The 21,950-nt window shown below is 57.1% G+C and carries 21 protein-coding genes; 2 read left to right on the forward strand and 19 right to left on the reverse strand.

The window, feature by feature from the left end:
• Positions 1-30: 30 nt before the first annotated feature.
• The 15 genes from HALO_RS14340 to HALO_RS14410 form a co-directional block, all read right to left on the reverse strand.
• The gene (locus HALO_RS14340) at positions 31-2,256 is read right to left on the reverse strand and encodes an ATP-dependent helicase (protein WP_050713566.1); all 2,226 of its coding nucleotides are present in this window, start codon (positions 2,254-2,256) and stop codon (positions 31-33) included.
• Positions 2,253-2,825, reverse strand: coding sequence for a DUF1285 domain-containing protein (locus HALO_RS14345; protein ID WP_035578557.1), 573 nt, complete (start codon positions 2,823-2,825; stop codon positions 2,253-2,255). The genes HALO_RS14340 and HALO_RS14345 overlap by 4 nt, the downstream gene beginning before the upstream one ends.
• Before the next feature lie 27 nt (positions 2,826-2,852).
• The gene (locus tag HALO_RS14350) at positions 2,853-3,683 is read right to left on the reverse strand and encodes a TatD family hydrolase (RefSeq protein WP_035578554.1); all 831 of its coding nucleotides are present in this window, start codon (positions 3,681-3,683) and stop codon (positions 2,853-2,855) included.
• A gap of 46 nt (positions 3,684-3,729) precedes the next feature.
• Complete coding sequence (locus HALO_RS14355; RefSeq protein ID WP_050713567.1) at positions 3,730-4,065, reverse strand: PilZ domain-containing protein; 336 nt, start codon at positions 4,063-4,065, stop codon at positions 3,730-3,732.
• Between the two features lie 33 nt (positions 4,066-4,098).
• The gene (locus tag HALO_RS14360; RefSeq protein WP_035578548.1) at positions 4,099-5,085 is read right to left on the reverse strand and encodes a DNA polymerase III subunit delta'; all 987 of its coding nucleotides are present in this window, start codon (positions 5,083-5,085) and stop codon (positions 4,099-4,101) included.
• Entirely contained in the window at positions 5,076-5,729 is a 654-nt protein-coding gene (tmk, locus tag HALO_RS14365; RefSeq protein ID WP_172821677.1) for a dTMP kinase, read from the reverse strand. Before tmk ends, HALO_RS14360 begins: the two co-directional genes overlap by 10 nt.
• 34 nt (positions 5,730-5,763) lie before the next feature.
• Positions 5,764-6,771 carry an endolytic transglycosylase MltG gene (gene mltG / locus HALO_RS14370; protein ID WP_035578540.1) on the reverse strand — a complete coding sequence of 336 codons (1,008 nt, stop codon included), beginning with the start codon at positions 6,769-6,771 and terminating at the stop codon, positions 5,764-5,766.
• 63 nt (positions 6,772-6,834) lie between these two features.
• The gene (pabC, locus tag HALO_RS14375; RefSeq protein ID WP_035578537.1) at positions 6,835-7,647 is read right to left on the reverse strand and encodes an aminodeoxychorismate lyase; all 813 of its coding nucleotides are present in this window, start codon (positions 7,645-7,647) and stop codon (positions 6,835-6,837) included.
• Between the two features lie 6 nt (positions 7,648-7,653).
• Positions 7,654-8,892, reverse strand: coding sequence for a beta-ketoacyl-ACP synthase II (gene fabF, locus HALO_RS14380; protein ID WP_035578534.1), 1,239 nt, complete (start codon positions 8,890-8,892; stop codon positions 7,654-7,656).
• 192 nt (positions 8,893-9,084) lie between these two features.
• Entirely contained in the window at positions 9,085-9,318 is a 234-nt protein-coding gene (gene acpP / locus HALO_RS14385; protein ID WP_008956801.1) for an acyl carrier protein, read from the reverse strand.
• A gap of 124 nt (positions 9,319-9,442) precedes the next feature.
• Complete coding sequence (fabG, locus tag HALO_RS14390; RefSeq protein ID WP_035578530.1) at positions 9,443-10,186, reverse strand: 3-oxoacyl-ACP reductase FabG; 744 nt, start codon at positions 10,184-10,186, stop codon at positions 9,443-9,445.
• A gap of 58 nt (positions 10,187-10,244) precedes the next feature.
• The gene (gene fabD / locus HALO_RS14395) at positions 10,245-11,204 is read right to left on the reverse strand and encodes an ACP S-malonyltransferase (protein WP_035578527.1); all 960 of its coding nucleotides are present in this window, start codon (positions 11,202-11,204) and stop codon (positions 10,245-10,247) included.
• Positions 11,205-11,308: 104 nt separating this feature from the next.
• A complete protein-coding gene (plsX, locus tag HALO_RS14400) occupies positions 11,309-12,364 on the reverse strand; it encodes a phosphate acyltransferase PlsX (protein WP_035578524.1) in 1,056 nt (351 codons plus the stop codon).
• A 43-nt stretch (positions 12,365-12,407) separates the two neighbouring features.
• On the reverse strand, positions 12,408-12,578 hold the full coding sequence (rpmF, locus tag HALO_RS14405) for a 50S ribosomal protein L32 (protein ID WP_007114757.1): 171 nt from the start codon (positions 12,576-12,578) through the stop codon (positions 12,408-12,410).
• A 36-nt stretch (positions 12,579-12,614) separates the two neighbouring features.
• Positions 12,615-13,205 carry a YceD family protein gene (locus HALO_RS14410; protein ID WP_231896720.1) on the reverse strand — a complete coding sequence of 197 codons (591 nt, stop codon included), beginning with the start codon at positions 13,203-13,205 and terminating at the stop codon, positions 12,615-12,617.
• A 125-nt stretch (positions 13,206-13,330) separates the two neighbouring features.
• Here HALO_RS14410 and HALO_RS14415 point away from each other — a divergent pair, with 125 nt between their 5' ends.
• A complete protein-coding gene (locus HALO_RS14415; protein WP_092490847.1) occupies positions 13,331-13,966 on the forward strand; it encodes a Maf family protein in 636 nt (211 codons plus the stop codon).
• Positions 13,967-13,986: 20 nt separating this feature from the next.
• On the opposite strand, the gene sppA is transcribed toward HALO_RS14415, so the two are convergent.
• Genes sppA through HALO_RS14430 form a run of 3 tightly spaced genes read right to left on the reverse strand, consistent with a single transcriptional unit; the run spans position 13,987 to position 16,781 of the window.
• Positions 13,987-15,135, reverse strand: a complete 1,149-nt coding sequence (sppA, locus tag HALO_RS14420) for a signal peptide peptidase SppA (RefSeq protein ID WP_035578517.1) — start codon at positions 15,133-15,135, stop codon at positions 13,987-13,989.
• Between the two features lie 9 nt (positions 15,136-15,144).
• Entirely contained in the window at positions 15,145-15,789 is a 645-nt protein-coding gene (locus HALO_RS14425) for an HAD family hydrolase (protein WP_035578515.1), read from the reverse strand.
• A gap of 38 nt (positions 15,790-15,827) precedes the next feature.
• Positions 15,828-16,781: an RluA family pseudouridine synthase gene (locus HALO_RS14430; protein ID WP_050713568.1), complete on the reverse strand. Its 954-nt coding sequence runs from the start codon at positions 16,779-16,781 to the stop codon at positions 15,828-15,830.
• Between the two features lie 720 nt (positions 16,782-17,501).
• On the opposite strand from HALO_RS14430, the gene rne reads away from it, so the two are divergent.
• Entirely contained in the window at positions 17,502-20,825 is a 3,324-nt protein-coding gene (rne, locus tag HALO_RS14435; protein ID WP_035578509.1) for a ribonuclease E, read from the forward strand.
• 89 nt (positions 20,826-20,914) lie between these two features.
• On the opposite strand, the gene murB is transcribed toward rne, so the two are convergent.
• Positions 20,915-21,928 carry a UDP-N-acetylmuramate dehydrogenase gene (murB, locus tag HALO_RS14440; RefSeq protein ID WP_035578506.1) on the reverse strand — a complete coding sequence of 338 codons (1,014 nt, stop codon included), beginning with the start codon at positions 21,926-21,928 and terminating at the stop codon, positions 20,915-20,917.
• Positions 21,929-21,950: the final 22 nt, after the last annotated feature.

Raw genomic sequence — 21,950 nt, forward strand, 5'->3', positions numbered from 1 at the left:
AAGAGTGTGTCTTGGCGTTGAATCAACTACTTACCCAACAAGCGTTGAGCCATTTTTCAACACTTCAATGGGTGCCCGACGGGCAATCAGCCGCCGTCTTCCCGCCTGATCAAAGCGCACATCAATCACCGGGTCGCTGGCACTTCCCTCTACCGCCGCTACTTCGCCCTCGCCAAACACCGCATGAAGCAGCCGCTGGCCAGGATAAAAGTGCGTCTCTCCGGAAGAGCCCGCGCCTGAATAACCGGCTTTGGTCTCTTCAACCTGCGCCGGGGCAAGCACAATGTCGTCGCGCCCAAGACGCGCCAGATAGCGCTCTACCAGCGCCACCGAGGTCACCTGTAGCGAAGCAGCAGTTGAGCTTTCAGCAACCAGGCAGGCAGCGACGCGCATGCTATCTTGCCAGGCGCTTTCGGCGATAAAACGGCTAGGACGGTGCACGCCGCCGTCATGCAGCACCAGCAGTTGCTCTTGGGCGCGGGTGATCGCTACATAGAAAAGCCGTCGCTCCTCCTCCAAACGCTCATCGCTGAGCGGGTTATCGCGGCTATAGTGGGGGAAATCTTCCTCATTGACCCCGGCCACCGCTACCAGTGGCCATTCAAGCCCCTTGGCACCGTGCACAGTACTGATCAGCACGCCGCCCGCCTGGTTCTCTACTGGGCGTTCCAATAGCTCGATAAAAGCGTCGGGGTCTTGCACGCTTTGTGCTTGTTCAATCAGCACGTCGAGTAAGCGAACATCCTCTTCGCCTTTATCCCGTCGCGCCGCCGCGCGCTTCAGCGTCTTTTCAGCATCGATACTTTCCACCACGTGACGTAATAGCTTGGCGGGTGGCCAGGCACTTAATTGCGGCAGTTCGCAAAGCAGTACCCAACGTTTTTTCAGCGTACGGCGCTGAATCGGCTTTAGCTCCGTCAACATGGGATCGTGCCGTTCGGGCCMCTGCTGAGTAGCAGCCAACTGATAGGCTAGCCGCTGCAGCCGCTCACGGGCAACGAAGGGCGTCGGCTGGGAAAGCAGCAGTAGCAACTGCTGGGGGTCGCGTAGCAGGTCAGGCCGACGCGACAGCTTTAAATAGCCCGCCAAGGCCTGCACCAGCGGCAAACGAAACACAAAGCGATCCTCGCGCTGCAGCCGAAACGGAATGCCTGCCTGGAGCAGCGCCAGTTGAAATGGCACCGAGAGTGCCCAGCTACGCACCAGCAGGCTGGCCTCGTTAAACGCTCGCCCCTGGGCCTGCCAATCCATTAATGCATCGAGTAGCAGGCGGCTGCCCTGCCCCACCGCAACGCGAGTTTCGGGGTTATTGGCCGCGGCTAAACACAGCTGGTTAGGGCGCCGCTGGTTAGCGGCAATGGCATGATTAGCGGCGAGCGCTAAGGCGTGACCGTGGCGAAAGGTTGTCGATAGCGGATAGTCGGTAGCACTGCCGAAGGTGGCCGTAAAATTTTCCAGCATGGTGTCGGGTTTGGCGCCGCGCCACTCATAAATACACTGGTTAGCGTCGCCCACCGCCATTACCTCGGCCGTGCGGCCCACCAGCACGGATAAAAGCCGTTGCTGCGCGGCGTTAATGTCCTGATACTCGTCAATAATGACATGATCGAGAAACCCTTCCACGCGACCACGCAGGTCAATATCTCCCTCTAAAGCCAACAGCGGGCGGTAGAGCAGATCGGCATAGGTCATCACCCCTTCGGTTGCTAGCAGCCGCTCGCCCTCGGCAAAGGCCGCCGGAAAATAGTCCGTGTCGGGGTCTAAATTGAGCCGCTCATAGAGCGCTTCCGGGGTGATCATTTCCGCCTTCACTAAGCCGCAAAAGTGGGCCAGGGTTTCAAGACGATCCCCTTCCAGTGCAGCATCGCGGCGTTCAACTGCGTCACGCAGCACATTGAGACTCGCTTGGCGAAGCAGCCTTTCCAGCTGCCAATCAGCGGACAGTAGCTGGCGTGGCGCCAGCGCACCCCATCGACATAAGCTTTGGGTTAAACGGTGGCCCAGGGAGTGAAAAGTGCGCACATCCGGCAGCGCCTGCCCAGCGGGTGCCATTGAGGCTAACCGGCGTTGAAAATCATCCTTGGCGGAGCGGTTGAACATCAGCACCAGGATACGCTTTGGCGGCACACCGCTAGCCAATAGATGCAGTACCCGGGCAGCCATAGTGGTCGTTTTACCGGCCCCAGCCACTGCCGCCACCCGCGCGTGCCCAGCTTGGTGATTAACCACAGCCTGCTGTTCAGCGGTTAACTTCACGGCGCCTCGCCCAATGAATCGTCGTCGAGTTGCCCCAGCGCAAACCAGTGCCCGGCGCTCATCAGCCCAATTTCGCTAGTGCCATTGCCTAAATCACGGGTTTCGGCGGCCTCTACCAGTTGGTAATAGACATTACGGTGCAAGCGCGCAGCCAGTCCAAAACGTACCGGCAGTTGCGGCACCGCCTCTCCTTGCGGCGTTAACGTAACGGAGAGCGGATGTTCGGCATCTAAGCGAATAACGTCGTCAAACTGGGTGGTAAACCACCAGGCATTATCACGAAAGTCGGCTTCTACCGCGACCAGCGGCAGGTCTTCAACCTGAACACGCCAGCGCTCCACCGGCGTGACCAGGCAGTAACCCTGGTCATCAAAGCGCAGCAGCGTGGCCAACAAGCGCGCCACCTTGGGGCGGGCAAACGGCTGACCTTCGTGCCACCAGCTACCGTCAGCGCGAATGCTTATATTCATATCGCCAGAGAGCGCCGGCTGCCACTCATCAAGCGGCGGAATAGCGCCAGCGCGCTCTTGCTCTCCACTACCTTGCTGCAGCAATCGGTCAATATTCATCTCGCCCACCTCGCTTAAGCGTATTCGCTATAAAAGCCCAGCGTTTGCCAGTGCCTGTTTAACGTGTTCTGGGGCATCCGGCGCGGCGGCACGAAAGAGCTGGTAAAAGTTGGCGGTGGTTTGCATGGCAACTTCATCGACACTGATCCCCCGTTGCTTGGCGATGCACTCTGCCACTTGCGCCACCCAGGCTGGCTCATTGGGCTTGCCGCGATATGGAACGGGCGCTAGATAAGGGCTATCGGTCTCAATCAGCAGGCGGTCCAGCGGCAGCTGACGAGCAAGTTCACGCAGCGCAGCAGCGTTGCGAAAAGTAATAATACCCGACAGCGAAATATAAAACCCCAGCCTCACCGCCTCACGGGCCATCGCCAAGTCTTCTGTAAAACAGTGTAATACACCGCCCACGCGGGAGTCGCTATATTCACGCAGCAGCGCCAGGGTTTCTTGTTTGGCTTCGCGGGTATGAATAATCACCGGCAACTCCAGCTCTTGCGCCGCGATCAAATGCCGCTTGAAGCGCTCATGCTGAATCTCTACAGGTACGCTGTCACTGTAGTGATAATCCAGGCCGGTTTCGCCAATCGCTACGGCGCCATACTGTCCAGCGGCCTCTTTAATATCCGCAACACTGGGTTCGCGCTCAACGCTATATAAAGGGTGTAACCCAGCGGAAATTGCCACATCGTGATGGGCACGGGCAATGGCCGCCAGCTGCGGCATATCCTCTAACGTCACCGCCACAGCAAGAAATTGGCTGACGTGGGCAGCACGAGCAGCGGCCAGGGTAGCGGCGATATCGCCCTCATGGGTCTGGTCGGATAAACGGTCTAAGTGGCAGTGTGAATCAACAAACATGCAGGTCTCGACAACAGGTGGGCTATAAGCGTTTTAACCGTCTGATTTAGAGCGTAAACGACGGGGCTGCTTTATCTAATTGACCGGCAAGCAGCGTCTCAATGCGGTCACGCACCGGGTAATCTTGCTGGCTGAAGTGCAGGCCAATACCTGGCATACGGCGGCCACTCMCCCCCTCTGGTGATACCCACGCCACCTGACCGGTGACCGAAAGGCGTTCACTTTCACCCGGTAGCGTGAGCAGTAAAAACACTTGCTGGCCAAGGGCGTAAGGGGTTTGAGTGGGCACAAACATACCCCCATGATCCAGAAAAGGCATATACGCGGAGAGCAGTGTCGGCACATCCGGAACAGTAAGAGAGAGCGCTTTTTGAGCTGCCATAACGACCTCGCTGCAAAACGTTAAGATATGCCGCTATGAGCGCAGCAGCGCCGCCCAGCGCACCAACCATGCTTCAAGCACTAACTGCGGATTGGGGTTGGCCCCCACCGCCAACAACCGCCGCTGCTCGCGGGCGTAATCCAGCAGGCGAAACCAATCCTGCACACGACCATTTTTAACCGCCTGGCGATAGAGCGGCTCAAGATCGGGGTTATGCAACACCTCTGCTTCACCGGATAAGCCCAGTCGAATCAGGTCTTCCAGCCAGGCGATACCGTACCATAAGATGGCATCAATCGCCTGGCGATCCAGGCGAGCCGCCTCTGAAACAGGCTCAGCGCCGCGCACTAGCTGCTCAAAACTGTCGTGAATCTGGTGGCGCAATGCACGCTCTTCCGGGACGGCCAGCTCCACCGCAAGCAGCGGCAGACCGCCAGCCACCTGCCACCAGAAATAGGCTTCATCGGCGCTGCCCAACTGCTCAATTAACCAGCCGCGACACGCCTCATAAGCAACGCTTGGCAGCGACCACTGCTGGCAACGGGAACGGATCGTCGCCAGCATCCGTGAAGGCACGTCTGAGAGCAGAATAAACAGCGTTTTATCGCCAGGCTCTTCTAGGCTTTTGAGTAGCGCATTGGCGGCGGCAACGTTCATTGCCTCGGCGGGCGAAATCACAATCACCCGGTAACCACCCTGCTGGGCCGTTTGCGAAACAAAGCGATTAACCTCGCGAATCGGGTCAATACGGATTTGGCGCTTCCCCTCTTCCGGCGAAACGCGCAGTAAGTCCGGGTGGTAACCCGAAGCCAGCATGGCACAGCTATGGCAGTGGCCACAGGCCTGGTCGGCAGGCGATGCACATAGCGTCCGGGCAATTAACGCCTCTGCCAACTGCTGCTTACCCACGCCGTGAGCGCCGTGAATAAGTAGCGCATGGGGCATGCGTCCGCTATTGGCCAGGCGGGTTAACTGTTGCCACGTGGCCTGGTGCCACGGCATTACGCCGGTTAACGCCATGCCGCGACCCGTGTGAGCAGGGCTTGATGAATTTGCGTTTGTACTTCTTCTAGCGGGTGCTGGGCGTCGATCAACGCAAAGCGCTCCGGTGCTTCTTTTGCTCGCGCTAAATAGCCATCACGCACCGCCTGGAAGAACTCGGCCTGCTCCTGCTCAAAGCGATCACGCTGTTCATGGCGATCACGCAGGCGTGACTCTAAGCGCTGTTTTGCCGCCTCTTTGGGCATATCGAGCAGTAGGGTTAAGTCCGGCGAAAGCCCCTGCTGAACAAAGTTTTCCAGCACGGCTATACGCTCCTTTGCAATGCCCCGTCCGCCGCCCTGATAGGCAAAGGTGGCATCAGTGAAACGATCACACACCACCCACGCCCCTCTGGCCAGGGCGGGCAGAATTTTTTCCGCTAAGTGCTGCGCGCGGGCGGCGAACATCAGCAACAGCTCAGCATCCACATGCAGCGGCTCTTGGGGGGCGGGATCCAGCAGCAGTGCGCGAATCGCTTCGCCACGGGCGGTGCCGCCCGGCTCGCGGGTGCGCACCACTTCCAGCCCTTGGGCTTCCAGACACTCGGCGACAAAGCCCACATTGGTGGACTTTCCGACACCTTCGCCGCCTTCTAGCGTAATGAAGCGTCCACGCTTACTCATCATGCTCCCTTAATGTGGTAATCAGTCATGGCTATTATCGGTTGCGGATATAGCGATTAACGGCATTGTTATGCTCTCGCAGGGTACGCGAGAAGTGGTGCGTACCATCACCACGGGCGACGAAATAGAGTGTTTCTCCGGGCAACGGGTTCACAGCCGCTTCTAGCGAGGCCCGCCCCGGCATGGCGATCGGCGTGGGTGGCATCCCGTCAATCACGTAGGTGTTATACGGCGTGGCCTCGCGGATATCGGCGCGAGTAATCCGCCCGTCATAACGCTCGCCCATACCGTAAATAATCGTCGGGTCCGTTTGCAGGCGCATGCCCTGCTCCATGCGGCGCTTAAACACCCCGGCAATTTCGCGCCGCTCCTCAGGTGCACCGGTTTCCCGCTCGATCAACGAGGCCATGATTAGCGCCTCGTAGGGGGACTCAATGGTTAGGTCGTCCGCGCGCTCTTCCCATACCTCTTCAAGGATGCGCTCCATCCGCGTAAGTGATTGGCGCAGGATATCGACGTCGCTCATCCCCAGGTGGTAACGATAGGTATCGGGGAAGAACCAGCCTTCGGGAAAGGTGTCTTCGCGGTCAAGGAGCGTCATTACCTCGGCGTCGCTCAACTCAGCGGTACGATGGTCGAGTTTCGGTGCGGCATTGAGCAACTCGCGCATCTGTCGAAAAGACCACCCCTCAGGAATCGTCAGCGAGTAGGTGACCACCTTATTGCTGCCTAACAGTGCCATCATTTCCAGACCGCTCATATCCGGCAATAGCTGGTACTCGCCGGTACGCAGCCGTGGCACGCGTTCTGGCTCAACCCGTGCGAGCAGACGAAACGCCCAGGCATCTTCCAGCACACCCTGCTCTTCCAATTGCGCCACAACCTGATTAAAGCCCGCGCCAGATGGCACCTGGTAAAGCATTGGCTCATCAAGCGCAAGCGGTGCCTCTAATCGGCTCTGCCAATAGAAATAACCGCCTGCTGCAGCTGCAGCGCCGACCACCACTAACACCAATAAAGCGGTTAATAACCGTTTCACCATGACACCTCTAAGAAAATTACCAGGCGATATCTGAACAAACGATATCTAAACAAACGTTGGTGTTTAAGCAACACCCAATAGCTGATGTGCCAAGCGTTGGAACGGGTCAGACTGAAATAAGGGCCAGCGCTGCAACAGCGAGCCATCCGCTGCAAGTAGCGTAGTCACTGGCCATACCCCCTGGACAGAGTTTGCCACCCATAGCCGTTCGACATCCGCGAGTTGATGAAGCAAAAGCGAAGCTTGAGCAACGGCACCTTGTTCAAGCATTGCAGCACGCAGCGTTCCCGCCACTCCGCACTGGTCAAGCGGAGGTGTCAACACCTCCCCCGCCTGCTGCCAAAAAACATTCATACTGGTGGCTTCTACGACAAAACCTTCGCTATCGGCCAGCACCCCTTCGGCAATAGCGCTATCGCTCCACTCTTGGCGGGCCAGTACGTTTTCCAGTCGATTTAGGTGCTTGATACCCGCCAACCGAGGCTGACGAGCAAGCTGCAAGTCGCAAAGCCGTACCGCCACTCCCTTCTGCCAGCGCTCAACCGACGGTTGAAACGGCGCTCGACGGCTAAGCAGTCGCGGTGCCATCTGATCCGGCTGGGCATAGCCACGCCCGCCACTGCCACGGGTCAGTATCAGCTTAAGCACTTCGAATTCAGCCGTGGGGTCTCCCTGCCAAGCGGCGTCAAGCGCCTGCTGGCAAGGTAGCGGTATTCCCAGACGATGACAGCCCTGCGCCAAACGGGCCACGTGATAGCGCCACAGCACGGGTGACCCAGCACGCAGCAGTACCGTCTCAAACAGACCGTCACCATACGCCAGCCCACGGTCATCAAACGGCACAGACTGTTCGTCAGATAGCGCGGGCGGCAGCATGGTCAACTACACCTTCTTAAACAGCAGCGAACCGTTAGTGCCACCAAAGCCGAAGGAGTTCGATAGCGCCATATCAATAGGCATATCACGCGCTGTATGCGGCACGTAATCCAGGTTGCAGCCTGCCTGGGGGTTATCCAGGTTAATCGTGGGTGGTGCAACCTGATCGCGTATTGCCAAAATACAAAATACTGCCTCTACAGCGCCTGCTGCACCCAAAAGGTGGCCAATCATCGACTTGGTGGAGCTTACTGCCACCTTAGCAGCGGCATCGCCTAAGACGTTTTCAATAGCGCGACTTTCCGCCAAATCTCCTGCAGCCGTCGATGTGCCATGCGCATTAATGTAATGCACTTTAGAAACATCTATCTGGGCATCTTTGATCGCATTGCGCATAGAGAGCGCTGCGCCACGCCCATCTTCCGGCGGCGACGTCATGTGATAAGCATCATCGCTCATACCAAAGCCCACCAGCTCGGCGTAGATATTGGCGCCCCGCGCCTTAGCATGCTCATACTCTTCAAGCACCAGCACACCCGCACCATCGGAGAGCACAAAGCCATCGCGGTCAGTATCCCACGGGCGGCTTGCCGCTTCCGGATCATCATTACGTGTAGAGAGTGCACGAGCAGCCGAAAAGCCGCCCAGGCCCAGCGGCGTGGTGGCCATTTCAGCGCCCCCGCAGATCATCACGTCAGCATCACCATAGGCAATCGTCCGCGCGCTGTAACCAATATTGTGGGTACCCGTCGTGCAAGCTGTGGTAATGGCGATATTGGGACCTCTGAAGCCGTGCTGGATCGCCATATTGCCGGAGATCATATTAATGATGGAGCCCGGCACGAAGAATGGCGACACCTTACGAGCACCGCCTTTGTTCAGCGCGTTGTGGTTATGCTCAATCATGGGGAGACCACCAATGCCTGAACCGATAGCCACACCGATACGGTCGGCATTCTCCTCAGTGCACTCGATACCGGAATCTTCTACTGCCTGGGCGCCCGCCGCCATGCCGTACTGAATAAACAGATCCATCTTGCGGGCATCTTTAGGATTCAGATACGGGCTAATATCAAAGTTTTTAATCGATCCACCAAAGCGGGTGTTAAAGCCGCTGGTGTCAAAATGCTCTATGGGCGTAATACCGCTTTTACCGGCCACGATGTTAGCCCATGACTCATCAACGCTATTACCCACTGGGGTCACCAGGCCTAACCCAGTTACCACTACCCTTTTCCGTGCCATCAGCTTTCCTCCAGGCATCCATGGTGACGCGACCCACTTGGGTCATTTGCTGCTTAAATTTGGTCAACAGTATAACGGAGATTGAACGTTATAAGCATTGTGGCAGCAAAGCAAAAAAGCCGCCCTGGAAAAGGACGGCTCTTAAGGCGGGTGGCTAGCACCCCMCCCTGGTTCGATGCATCGACACAACCCTTACTGGTGGGCGTTCACGTAATCGATGGCTTCTTGAACCGTGGTGATCTTCTCAGCTTCTTCATCAGGAATTTCAGTATCGAATTCCTCTTCCAAAGCCATGACCAGCTCAACGGTGTCGAGCGAATCAGCACCCAAGTCTTCTGTAAAAGAAGAGCTGTTTTGGATGTCTTCTTCTTTAACGTTCAGGCGCTCTGCTACAACTTTCTTCACGCGCTCTTCAATAGTACTCATTAACGTACTCCAGTCGTTCACATTAGCCGTTTTTGATAACCAGCTATTTGGAAACCGCAAGCCAAAAGCTGCGGGGTAGTTTATAGACGCCCTTGGACAGACGCAACCGCCAAGCCCAAGGCCATCAACGCATATTCATGCCGCCATTGACGTGAAGCGTCTCGCCMGTGATATAACCGGCTGCATCACTGGTCAAAAAGCCTACCGCGGCGGCGATCTCTTCCGGCGCCCCTAAACGGGCCAACGGAATTTGCTTAAGCAACATCTCGTGCTGTGCTTCAGGCAGTGCCTCGGTCATGTCGGTGGCGATAAAGCCCGGGGCCACAGCATTGACCGTAATCGCCCGTGAAGAGACCTCGCGGGCCAGAGCGCGGCTAAAACCTTCCATACCGGCCTTAGCTGCAGCATAGTTAGTTTGGCCCAGGTTGCCCATGGTTGCCACAACAGAACTAATTGACACAATACGCCCAAAACGCGCCTTGGTCATACCGCGCAAACACGCCTTGCTCACACGATAGACCGATTTCAAGTTGGTATCCACAACGGAGTCCCACTCGTCCTCTTTCATGCGCATCAGCAGATTATCTCGGGTGATGCCAGCATTGTTGACCAAAATAGTGGGCGCACCAAAGCGCTCAGTGATGGTTTTCAGCACACTATCAATGCTGGCCTGGTCGGTCACATTAAGACACAAACCGGCCCCTTCAATGCCGTGCTCTTTCAAATCGGCATCAATTTTTTCAGCACCTGACTCGCTGGTCGCGGTACCAATAACCGTACGGCCTTGGCGACCTAACTCGCGAGCAATGGCTTGGCCAATGCCGCGACTCGCCCCTGTCACCAGGGCAACTCTACTCTCTTGTGTCATAACGTTCTGCCTCTAACCGTGTAATCAAGCCTGGATAGCGAAATAAAGAGCCCCTTGGTCACGCCTTATCAGCCAAGGTTTCACGTGCCAGCTCAAGCGCCGCCTCCAGGCTGTCAGGATCATTTACCGCCAACCCTCTGCTACCCTTTACGATACGCTTATTGAGGCCAGTCAACACCTTTCCTGGCCCGCACTCAATAAATACCTCCACGCCCTGACCCGCCATTGCTTCAACGCAGGCGCTCCAGCGTACCGGCTGATAGAGCTGTTCGATTAACCGTGTGCTGAGTGTTGCGGTATCGGCATGGGCCTGTGCATCGACATTCTGGATGACCGTATAGCGCGGCGCCCGCAGCTCAATGCTTTGCATAGCCGCTGCCAGGCGCTCGGCCGCAGGGCGCATTAGCGCGCAGTGCGAGGGCACGGAAACCGGCAACGCCACGGCACGCCTGGCACCGGCCTCTTGACAGGCAACGATCGCACGGTCGACGGCTACTTTAGAGCCCGCTATCACCACTTGCCCTGGGGAGTTGTAGTTAACCGCTGACACAACGTCGCCCTGGGCAGCCTTTTCACAGGCGGCTTCAACCGCATCGTCTGCCAGGCCCAAGATCGCCGCCATACCGCCTTCACCTGCGGGCACCGCCGTCTGCATGGCCTCCCCGCGTAGACGCACTAAGTTGACGCCCTCGGCAAAACTCATAACGCCTGCGCATACCATGGCGCTGTATTCACCCAGGCTATGGCCCGCCATCACTGTCGGCCGCGGCCCTTCTAACTCTTGCCACACGCGCCAAATAGCGACGCTTGCAGAGAGTAGCGCAGGCTGGGTGCAGGCGGTTGCATTAAGCGACTCTTCGGGGCCTTCTTGGACGACTTTCCACAAATCGTAGCCCAAAGCATCCGACGCTTCCTCAAATGTCGTTCCCACCACACTGTAGCGCTCGGCAAGCTCTCGCAGCATTCCAAGCTGCTGAGAGCCTTGCCCGGGAAAAATGAGGGCAAGGGGTTGAGACATGTCGTTCACCTTTGCTCTTGTAGGCATTTGCTCATATGAGCGATAGGCGAGATTATTGGCACATCCTGATGCCACCTATAAACCCGCAAAAAATTAGCTATTTATTATCTCCATGGCTGACGTGCGCCATCGCCTTCACTTGATGACGTCTGCCAGCGGCCTGCGATCCGCGCAGGTAAATCATGTTCTACCTCTTGCAGGGCACGCCGGATAGCGTAGTAAAAACCATCGGCGTGAGTACTGCCGTGACTTTTTACCACGATGCCGCGCAACCCTAATAAGCTGGCCCCGTTGTAGCGCACGGGATCAAGCTCTTGCTTTAAGCGCTTCAACACAGGCTTGGCCAGTAGACTTGCTAAACGTCCGCTTAGACGCGATTCAAATGCCATCTGCACACGTTCAACCAACATACTGGTCAAGCCTTCGCTCGCCTTGAGCACAGCATTGCCCACAAAGCCATCACACACCACCACATCCAACTGGCCTTTAAACAGATCACCACCTTCAGCATAGCCCTGATAGTCGAAAGCACTCGCCTTGGCATACTCGCGCAGCAGACGGTCAGCCTCACGCACGCTAATACTCCCTTTGGTGGCTTCGGCACCAACATTGAGCAGCGCCACACGGGGCACCGCGGTGCCATCTATACACTGCGCCATCGCCGCCCCCATCAGCGCAAAATCGACTAATCGATGAGCGGGGGAATCCACGTTGGCGCCCAAGTCCAGCAGATAACAGCGGCGCCCTTGGCGTGCGGGAATCGCAGTACTGATCGCCGGTCGAGAAATCCCCTCAACCATGCCCAGCTCGCGCCTTGCCAAAGCAACAAGCGCCGCCGTATTGCCTGCGCTAACGCCGGCAACCGCTTCACCCTGAGCGACACACTGCAGCATGTGCACCATGCTAGTGGCATGGCCTCTGCGCAATGCCCAGGCAGCCGTTGATCCGGGCGCCACGCTATCGGGKGCATCACGCGCCACCAAACGTGACGTTGCCGCAGCCAGAGGCTGCGGCAAGCGCGAAAGCTCAGCAAGAATCTGCTGACGCGGGCCAAACAGAATCAGCTCAAGGTCGGGGTATTCCACCACCGCCTTTGCGGAGCCTGCGATCATCGCACGAGGGCCTTGGTCACCCCCCATCACATCAATCGCTAAGCGCATACCGCACTGAGTCCGTTTAGCCGCTTAGTAACGCAATTGAGGTTTATACCTCAACCACTTTACGACCACGGTAGAAACCGTCTGGAGAAACGTGGTGACGCAGGTGAGTGGTACCGGTTTCTTTGTCCTGGGACAGCGTCGGAGCGGTCAGCGCATCGTGGCTGCGACGCATGCCGCGCTTGGAACGAGTTTTACGGTTCTGTTGAACTGCCATGGGTGTTTACTCCAAGGTATTTAAGGTAAAGGGTGCTTATTTTTTGCCTTTCAAGACATTGAGCACCGCGAAAGGGTTCGTCGCTGGCGTTGTTTCCGACGCCGCGCCTTCTGTTTTGCTGACCAGCTGCTCCGCCGAGACATGACATTCGGCTTCATCGTGATAGACCACCTGGGGCAGGCTGAGAATTAACTCATCTTCAACCACCGTCAGGAGATCCAGCTGTTCCTTTTCCACCAGCACCGGTTCATGACTAGCAGGCAACTCGGCCGCTAAGGCTTCGTCAGTGACCATTCCAAGCAAAAAGTCACTGCTAACCTCTTGAGGCAGCGGCACCAGGCAGCGTCGGCAGGCAAGCGCCAACGTCGCTTKCAAGTGGCCACGAATTTCACGACGACCTTGAGCGTCGACGCCAAACTCAAGCACGACTTGACAGTCGCCGGTTTGGACACCCGCTTCTTCGGCAAGACGTGGCAGCTTATCAAGCGCTACCAAGCCTTCGATTCGTTCGTGGCGGGCTGCGAGCTTATAAGGCTCCACCCGACTGGGGAGTTGTGAGGTCAACMTAGGCGCGCAATGATAGGCACTCCCCCYGCTGGTGTCAAAGCTGTCGGTATATTTCTTCATGCCTACCTCAGCAAATAATCCACATAGGCGACAATAAACAGCCAACATAGGCACTTGTGTTGGCTTTCGCTACACTCTACTGCTTTAGATTTCGATACGTGTAACCCCGTTGCCAGGAGCTATTTGTGACGTCCTCATTACCAACAGAGCCATCAAGCAACCAGCTATCAACGGCAGAACTGGTACTTGCTTCAAGCTCACGCTCGCGGCGCGAGCTACTGAACCGCCTACAACTCCCCTATCAGTGTCTCTCACCGGATATTGATGAAACGCCCCAGCGTGGCGAAACGCCCCAGGCATTAGTGCATCGGCTAGCGCTAAGCAAAGCCAACGCCGTTGCGCAGCATTTCACTCACCACCTCATTATAGGCTCTGACCAGGTGGCGGTATTTGAAGGCGACATTCTGGGCAAACCCCATAGCGCCGAAAAAGCCTGCGCCAACCTTGCTCGCTTCTCTGGTCAGCGTGTCACCTTTCTGACCGGCTTAGCGCTACTGGATACCCGCCACCAGCGCCATCAGGTTCATGTAGAGCCTTTTGAAGTGGKCTTTCGCCCCTTGAGCAACCAAGAGATCGAAAACTATGTCGCTAAAGAGCAGCCTTTAGACAGCGCTGGCAGCTTTCGCATGGAAGGCCTCGGCATTGCGCTGTTTGAAAAACTGGAAGGCCGCGATCCCAACGCGCTGATTGGCCTGCCGCTGATTGCGCTCTGCGAGATGTTGCGCCAAGCGGGTCTCGACCCGCTTGGCGCCGCCCACTAACCATGAGAGGCTATGCCAACCTAGAAGCGCAGCGGGGTGTTGGGCGCACTAATACCCAACACCTCGGCGGCAACCTGGGTAAAACGCCGCGTAAAGCGCTCAAATGGATCAAGGCTCGGCGTATAGTCTACCCAGTCGGTGTTACCGACCTGATCGCGAGACAGCTGTTCGAGGCTACCCAATTGATCGACTAAACCTAGCCCGATGCTTTGCTCGCCACTCCAGATCAGCCCTGAGAAAATGTCCGCACTATCGCTGAGCCTTTCGCCGCGACCGGCGCGCACATCATCGATAAACTGGCGATGGGTTTGGCTGAGCACACCTTGCCAAAATGCCTCTGCATCGTTATCCAGCGGCTGGAACGGGTCTAAAAAGGCTTTATTCTCCCCGGCCGTGAGCACACGGCGCTCAACACCAATACGCGCTATCGCCTCTTCAAAACCAAATCCTGCGTAGATAACACCAATTGAGCCCACCAAACTCACTGGTGAGGCAACAATTTCATCCGCCGCCGCCGCAATATAATAGGCACCGCTGGCACCGATATCTTCAATCACCGCAATAATCGGCTTATCGCCCTGCTCGCGCAGGCGCATGATTTCTGCATAAATCCGCTGAGACTGCACAGGGCTACCGCCGGGGCTATTAATGTGCAGCACCACGGCAGCCGCGCTTTCGGCATCCCAGGCTCGGTTTAACCCTTGGATGATGCGCTCCGCATTGGCTGGCGAATCGCTGGCGATTACTCCATTAACCTCAACAATGCCCAAGTGGCGCTGGGCGGGCGTTGCGACAGTCGGCGAGCCCCAGAACAGGCTATACAGCGCGGCAGACAGCGCCACCAGCACAACAGCGAGAAACATCAGCCGGAAAAACAGCTTCCAGCGACGAGTACGCCGCTGTTCGGTCAAGACGCCACCTATCCAGTGATCCATCATTTCCAGCTGGGCGAGTCGCTGGCGTTCGCGCAGGGTTTCGGCATCGTCGCCTGACGCCCCATACCCCTGCTTAGCCCCTTTCCCGGGCGGAACCTCAGGCCCTTCAGTCCAGGGATCCTCATTTAGCTCACTGGACTGGCCACTATTATCAGCGTCGCTACGGCGGTAGCCGCTGGCCGGGCCATCATGCCCTTCATCTGAACCACCTGGGCGGGTTGGATCGTCACTCATAAAATATCCTTATAACCGGTCAAAAAGCTCGTCGACGCTATGGGCAATCCACTTCGGGCGGCTCAGCGCTAACCGCTCCGGGGCATGAACCCCGTATGTGACTCCCACTCGGTCCATACCGATTGCGCGGGCCATTTCAAGGTCGTACTCGGTATCGCCAACCATCACCGCCCGCTCTACTGGAACCTCAAGTTCTGCCAACAGCTCAGACAGCATTTGCGGATGCGGCTTAGAGCGGGTTTCATCCGCAGTGCGGCTGGCATGAAACCACCCACCACTGCCTGTTTCAGCAAAAATGCGATCCAAACCACGCCGGCTCTTACCTGTCGCCACCGCTAAACGCTGCTGCTCACGCCCGCGCAAACGGGCAATTTGCACCTCTACGCCGCCAAAAAAAGCCATCGGCGTAGCGTCAGCATGTACAAAATGGTGCGCATAACGCTCGCGAAGCCGCTCAGCCTGGGCAGGCAAAATGCCTGGGCAAAGCTGTGCAATCGCCTCTGGCAGCCCCAGGCCAATAATATCTTCCACCTCCGGCGCTGAAAGATCGCCCCACTCGGCCTCTACAGCCGCCGCCTGCATGCAGGACACGATGCGCGGCACGGAGTCCATTAACGTCCCATCCCAATCAAATATAATCAGCTCGTACTGCATGGCAACTCCTTGTTGCTGGACACACTTATAAGGTCGTATCAGCGAAGGGCATTTTGCCGGGCGCGCCTAAGCGTCTCTTCCAAGGCGTCAGGCAGCGGTGCTTTAACGGTGACTGGACGTCCGTTACCAGGCTCTGGAAAGGTCAACGCTCGGGCATGCAAAAACAGCCGCCCCAAGCCCAACTGCTTAGTGAGAAACCCGCTTTCGCGGGTAGCGTACTTGTCGTCACCTAACAGGGCATGCCCGGCATGGGCGGCATGAACGCGAATTTGATGGGTTCGCCCGGTGACCGGCTCAGCCTCTATCAAGGTTACTTTTTCGAAGGTTTCGACCACCGAAAAATGGGTACGCGACACTTTACCATTAGGGTCCACCCTTACCCGCCGCTCACCATTGCCCGCATCAAAGCGATCCAAACGGGCGCTCTCATAGGTTTTTCGGGCTGGCCAACGCCCACTCACCAAGGCTAGGTAGCGCTTATCCATACCGTGTTTTTTCAGCGACTCGTTAAGGGTCACCAGCGCATCACGAGATTTGGCCAGCAGTAAACAACCGGACGTATCGCGATCCAAGCGGTGAACCAGTTCCAGGAAGCTCAGATCATCACGCACCTGACGTAGAGCTTCTATTAACCCAATTTTAACTCCACTGCCGCCATGTACGGCCAAACCAGAGGGCTTGTTAAGCACCATCCAGTCTGGGCCTTCCATAATGACGCTCCCTACCAACAGGTCGCGCAAATTATCGCTGACTTCCTTAACGGCTTCGCGAGGCGCCAAGCGTAGCGGCGGAACGCGGACTAAAYCGCCCGCCTGTAAGCGGTAATCGACCTTTACGCGCTTTTTATTAACGCGCACTTCGCCTTTACGCACGATGCGATAGATAAGCGCGCGTGGCGCCCCCTTAAGACGCGTCATGAGAAAATTATCAATTCGCTGCCCAGCCTGTTCCGGGGCGATATCCACCCACTGCACTTCACGCCCTTCGGACATTACCGCTTACTCCTGCTCTGCTGTGACGCTAAAAACGGCATTCTAACGTAGACCCAAGGGCATTGCGTCAATTGCTGGTCGTTGTCTTTACTGTTATATTCAAAGTTGTTCACCAGCTAAGCGCCGAAAGCTTCCTTGTCTAGCGCTAGTGACTAGCTGAATGATAGCTAATTGATTAAATTTGTTAGCAAAGAGCATCACCGCTGAGCTTGGTTAATGCGCCTGCCCGACTAACACGCAGGCCTGAACACAAAACGGCACCAGTGTACGCATTGGCCGTTTTTCCAGTATTAAAAACTGATCTTAAAAATGCAGTAACTCTGCCGCCCGTTTTATGCCGGCAGATGAAAGTAAGCCTAGCCCTCAACGGCAGGCAGTAACTAAACAACGCCACGCCCTGAGCAGCCCCTCCTTATTCGTCACAAGGCGCTGGCTGACTCCGGGCGAAAAGTTCAACGCTGTGCCGGTGGCCGGCGTTGGTGAATCGATGAATGCCAGGTGTTGGCGGTGTCAGCAGGGCCGGATGGACGTGACAGAACCACCGGAACACGTCCTGCCTCCGCCACGTACTCAACGCCCTATTGGCCGGGTCGGCGATGACGCCCTCCCGGCTTGACGCGTCAGCATAGCAATGCGCCGAGCACAAGCACGCAGCACCCAGCGGTTCGCCTACGTCACCCCATAGGCCGTTCGCCGGTACGCAACGCTATGCGAGACACTATGAAACGGATGCTTATTAATGCGACCCAGCCCGAAGAGCTGCGTGTCGCTTTAGTTGATGGACAACGCCTTTACGATTTAGACATCGAATCCGGCGCAAGAGAACAGAAAAAAGCCAATATCTATCGCGGCAAAATCACCCGCGTAGAACCCTCCCTGGAAGCCGCCTTTGTTGACTACGGTGCGGATCGCCACGGCTTCTTGCCTCTGAAAGAAATTTCCCGTGAGTACTTTGTCAAAGACGTTTCCGGGCGTCCAAGCATTAAAGAAGTGCTTAAAGAGGGCCAAGAGGTCATCGTTCAGGTTGATAAAGAGGAGCGTGGCAATAAAGGCGCCGCGCTAACCACCTTTGTTAGCCTTGCGGGCCGCTTTTTGGTGCTGATGCCAAACAATCCGCGGGCGGGTGGCATTTCACGCCGCATCGAAGGCGACGAGCGCAGCCAGCTCAAAGACGCCATGGGCCAGCTGACCGTGCCCGATAAAATGGGCCTGATTGTGCGCACCGCTGGCATCGGTCGTAACCCAGAAGAGCTACAGTGGGATTTGGATTACCTCGTTCAGGTGTGGGAATCGATTACCACCGAGGCTGCCAAGCGACCTGCCCCCTTCCTGATTTATCGTGAATCCAACGTCATCATCCGCGCCATGCGCGACTATCTTCGTCAGGACATCGGCGAAGTATTGATCGACAGCCCCGAGATTCACGCCGAGGCGCTGGGCTTTATTCGTCAGGTCATGCCCTCGTATCAGCAGAAGATCAAACTCTACGCGGACGAAGTGCCGCTGTTCTCGCGCTTCCAGATTGAATCGCAAATCGAAACCGCCTATCAGCGTGAAGTGAAGCTGCCTTCGGGCGGCTCGATTGTCATTGATCACACTGAAGCGCTGGTTTCTATCGATATCAACTCCGCGCGCGCTACCCGCGGTAGCGATATTGAAGAGACCGCCCTACAGACCAACTCTGAAGCCGCCGATGAGATCGCCCGCCAGCTACGCCTGCGCGATATTGGCGGCCTGGTGGTGATCGACTTTATCGACATGGGGCCCGCGCGCAACCAGCGTGAAGTTGAAAACCGCATGCGCGATGCCCTAAAGCTGGATCGTGCACGGGTACAGATTGGCCGCATTTCCCGCTTTGGCCTGATGGAGATGTCCCGTCAGCGTCTACGCCCTTCACTAGGTGAGACCAGTGGCGTGGTTTGCCCGCGCTGTAATGGACAGGGCACCATTCGCGATGTGCGCTCGCTGTCGCTCTCCATCATGCGCCTGATTGAAGAAGAGGCCATGAAAGAGAATAGCGCACAGATTCGCGCCATTCTGCCGGTACCGGTGGCCACTTACCTGCTCAATGAAAAACGCAGCGTGCTGGCTGATCTTGAGTCTCGTCAGAATGTTCGCGTCGTACTGCTGCCCAATCCTGAAATGGATACGCCCCACTACGACGTACAACGCCTGCGCGACGACCATCTGGACGAGGATGACACTCAAAGCCTTTCGAGCTTTGAACTCTCGACCGATACCGAAGTGGGCAAAGAGCCGACACCCAGCTTTGTGCCACCCGCCATGCGGGCAGAAGCGGCGGTTAAAAGCGTCACCCACAACGCGCCAGCACCCGCTTCGCTGCAAACCGAAGAGAAAGCGCCTGCGGCTGCCCCAGCTCCTGCGGCCCAACCAACACCGGCGACCAGCGAGCAACCCAGCGTTATTGGTCGCTTTATCCGCGGTTTCGCCAAACTGCTTGGCAGCGACGAAAATACAACCGAAGCCACACCAGCGCCAAAGGCTGAAACCCCGGCGCCACGCAAGCCGAGCGAGCGTAAAACTACTCAGCGCAGCAGCGAGTCGCGGCAGAAGTCTTCGCGCAGCGAGCGCGGCGATAGCAGTGCCAGAACTGAGCAAAAGGCTGAACAAAAAGCCGACCAGAAAACTGAGCAGCGCAGCAGCACACCGCGCCCAGCCAATGACGACAATAGCGAAAAGCGCAGCGGCCCTAACCGTACCCGCAACCGCCGTCGTCATCCTCAGCAGGAGGATGCCAATGGTCAAGATTCGGCCAAGGCACCTCGTAAAGAGTCCCAGGCTGATAACTCTTCTAAAGACGGCGCCTCCAAAGGCAGTACTGCCAAAGAGAGCTCTAAAGAGAGCAACAACAGTAAAAGCGCAGGGCAAAAAGAGCCACGCCGTGATAGCGGTGCTGAAAAAGCAAGCGACAATCAGCGCGATGAAACGGCTAAGCAGGACGACGGCAAGCCGAAGCGTACCCGTAACAACCCGCGTAACCGCACGCGTACCCAGGCGATTAATCCCCAAGCAGAAGCTGAGCAGTTAAAGCTGCAGGCCCAAGCCCAGGATGACGCGCCAGCAGCCGCGCAAGCGCCGAGTGAAGCACCTGCTACAGAAGCACAGGCACCGGAGGCTAAGGCAGCGACAAATGAGACACCGATTACTCCCGAACCGACATCGGGACCGGAATCGGATGATCGTAACCCCGCGCCAACAGCCGACACCGCTCAGCCAGAACCGACAGCAGCTGTAGAGCCCGATACCACAACGGAGCCCGAGGCTAAGAGTGCGCCAGAGCAAGCGGACAACGTTACAACCACCGACCAGCCCGTGGCAGAGAACGCTAAAGCGCGCAAGTCGACGCACCAGCGTCGTCAGCCTAAAGCGGCACCTGGGGAAACCACCGAGGATAGCGCTGAGCAGCAGGCAGCCCCCGCTGCTGAAGCGCCCCTGGCTGAAGCCAACGCGGAGCCTGCTGACACTGAGCAAACTGGCGATAGCCAGCCCAGTGCTAGCGAACCGGTAGCGCCTGAAGCCATCGAACCGCCTGCGGCCAACGCTGTTGATCCAGCAGAAGCAATTGAAGAGGCCGCCTCCTCTGCGCCTTTCCATAGCGCTGGTTCAGACGAGCGTCAGCCTGAAGCGTCAACCAACGTCCAGGAAACTGGCACTCCCAGTGCTGCTGAGAGTGTCGACGCTGAGCCCTCAACTGAAGAGCCATCCAGCAGCGAGCTAAAGCCAAGCGCCGAAGCAAAAAACGATGAGCCACAGAACGTTGAAGAGAGTAGCGTTGAACTGAATAATACGGAAGAGAGCAGTACTGAAGATAACAGCACTGAAAAGAAGAGCAGCGATCTAGAAGCCCCTGCGGCTGAAGCTGAGCCTCAGCCCGCTCAGTCGGTCGCCAACGAAGCACCTGCTAAAGAGGAGCCTGCAGAAACGGTTAATGAAGATATGCCTAAACCGCGTCGTCGCACCCGGGCCCACAACGACCCGCGCGAGAAGCGTAAACAGGCGCAGCAAGACACCCACTCCGAGTAAATCGGTCAGCGTGTTGCAACAGCAAAAAACCCCGCTTCGGCGGGGTTTTTTACGTTATCGGCACCGTTAGCACCCGTTAGTAATAAGCATTAGGGATTAACCAACCGCGGCTCAGGTTCTAAACGTAGTCCAAAGCGTGCTTCCACTTGGGCGGCGATATAGTCGGCTGTTTTCATCAGCCCCTGACGATCTCCGCCGCCAAAGTGCACCAGCACCAGCGCTTGATGCTGGTGCACCCCGAAGGCGCCATCGCGCATCCCTTTCAAGCCGCACTGATCGATTAACCAACCCGCCGCCAGCTTTGTTTGACCGCCCTCCTGGGGGAAGTGCGGCATGGACGGGTGTTCTTTCAGCAGCTGTGCTGCCCATTGATGGCTAACGAGTGGGTTTTTGAAGAAACTTCCCGCGTTGGCCAGCACCTGAGGGTCGGGCAACTTCTCGCGCCGAATAGCGCATACCGCTTCGGCGACGGCAAGCGGCGTGGGAGTGAGAGAGTTCGCTAAGCGTGCAGCGAGATCGCCATAGCCGAGCCGGGGTGCTGGCGTACGTGACAAACGCAAAACCAACTGGGTGATCACCACACTACCCGCCAATTCACCTTTAAATAGGCTGTCACGGTAACCAAAAGCACACTGCTGAGAGCTCAACCAATCAACCTGCCCGGTGGCAAGTTCCATTACCTGTACCGCTTGCAGCGTATCGGCAAGCTCAACGCCGTAGGCACCAATGTTCTGCACCGGTGCGGCACCACAACTACCGGGTATCAGCGCCAGATTTTCAATGCCCCATAGGCCGCGTGCAGCTGTGGTCATCACCAGCGTATGCCAATTAACGCCAGCCCCCACGTGGGCCAATACATCCCCTGGACGCTGACTAAGCCAGTACTGCTGCAAAGCAGGACGCACCACCAACCCTGGTAACGTTTCGGGCAGCAGCACATTGCTACCGCCGCCCAGCAGCGTGACCGGCCAGCCCTTACGGCAAGCCTCCGCTAGCGTTTGGCGTAAGGCTGTTAATGTCGTTGGCGCTGCGAAGCGCTCTGCTTGGCAGGGAAGCCGAAGCGTGTTCGCCGCGGACAGATCGACATTGCTGAAAATAGTCATTTATTTAGCCACACCATCAGCC

The organism is Halomonas sp. R57-5 (assembly GCF_900070345.1).
Classification (GTDB): domain Bacteria; phylum Pseudomonadota; class Gammaproteobacteria; order Pseudomonadales; family Halomonadaceae; genus Vreelandella; species Vreelandella ventosae_B.

Coding starts and splice junctions, on each gene's coding strand:
- HALO_RS14345 (WP_035578557.1), bottom strand. CDS start 2,825: ATGAATATTGACCGATTGCTGCAGCAAGGTAGTGGAGAGCAAGAGCGC.
- HALO_RS14350 (WP_035578554.1), bottom strand. CDS start 3,683: ATGTTTGTTGATTCACACTGCCACTTAGACCGTTTATCCGACCAGACC.
- HALO_RS14360 (WP_035578548.1), bottom strand. CDS start 5,085: ATGGCGTTAACCGGCGTAATGCCGTGGCACCAGGCCACGTGGCAACAG.
- tmk (WP_172821677.1), bottom strand. CDS start 5,729: ATGAGTAAGCGTGGACGCTTCATTACGCTAGAAGGCGGCGAAGGTGTC.
- mltG (WP_035578540.1), bottom strand. CDS start 6,771: ATGGTGAAACGGTTATTAACCGCTTTATTGGTGTTAGTGGTGGTCGGC.
- pabC (WP_035578537.1), bottom strand. CDS start 7,647: ATGCTGCCGCCCGCGCTATCTGACGAACAGTCTGTGCCGTTTGATGAC.
- fabF (WP_035578534.1), bottom strand. CDS start 8,892: ATGGCACGGAAAAGGGTAGTGGTAACTGGGTTAGGCCTGGTGACCCCA.
- acpP (WP_008956801.1), bottom strand. CDS start 9,318: ATGAGTACTATTGAAGAGCGCGTGAAGAAAGTTGTAGCAGAGCGCCTG.
- fabD (WP_035578527.1), bottom strand. CDS start 11,204: ATGTCTCAACCCCTTGCCCTCATTTTTCCCGGGCAAGGCTCTCAGCAG.
- rpmF (WP_007114757.1), bottom strand. CDS start 12,578: ATGGCAGTTCAACAGAACCGTAAAACTCGTTCCAAGCGCGGCATGCGT.
- sppA (WP_035578517.1), bottom strand. CDS start 15,135: ATGAGTGACGATCCAACCCGCCCAGGTGGTTCAGATGAAGGGCATGAT.
- HALO_RS14425 (WP_035578515.1), bottom strand. CDS start 15,789: ATGCAGTACGAGCTGATTATATTTGATTGGGATGGGACGTTAATGGAC.
- rne (WP_035578509.1), top strand. CDS start 17,502: ATGAAACGGATGCTTATTAATGCGACCCAGCCCGAAGAGCTGCGTGTC.
- murB (WP_035578506.1), bottom strand. CDS start 21,928: ATGACTATTTTCAGCAATGTCGATCTGTCCGCGGCGAACACGCTTCGG.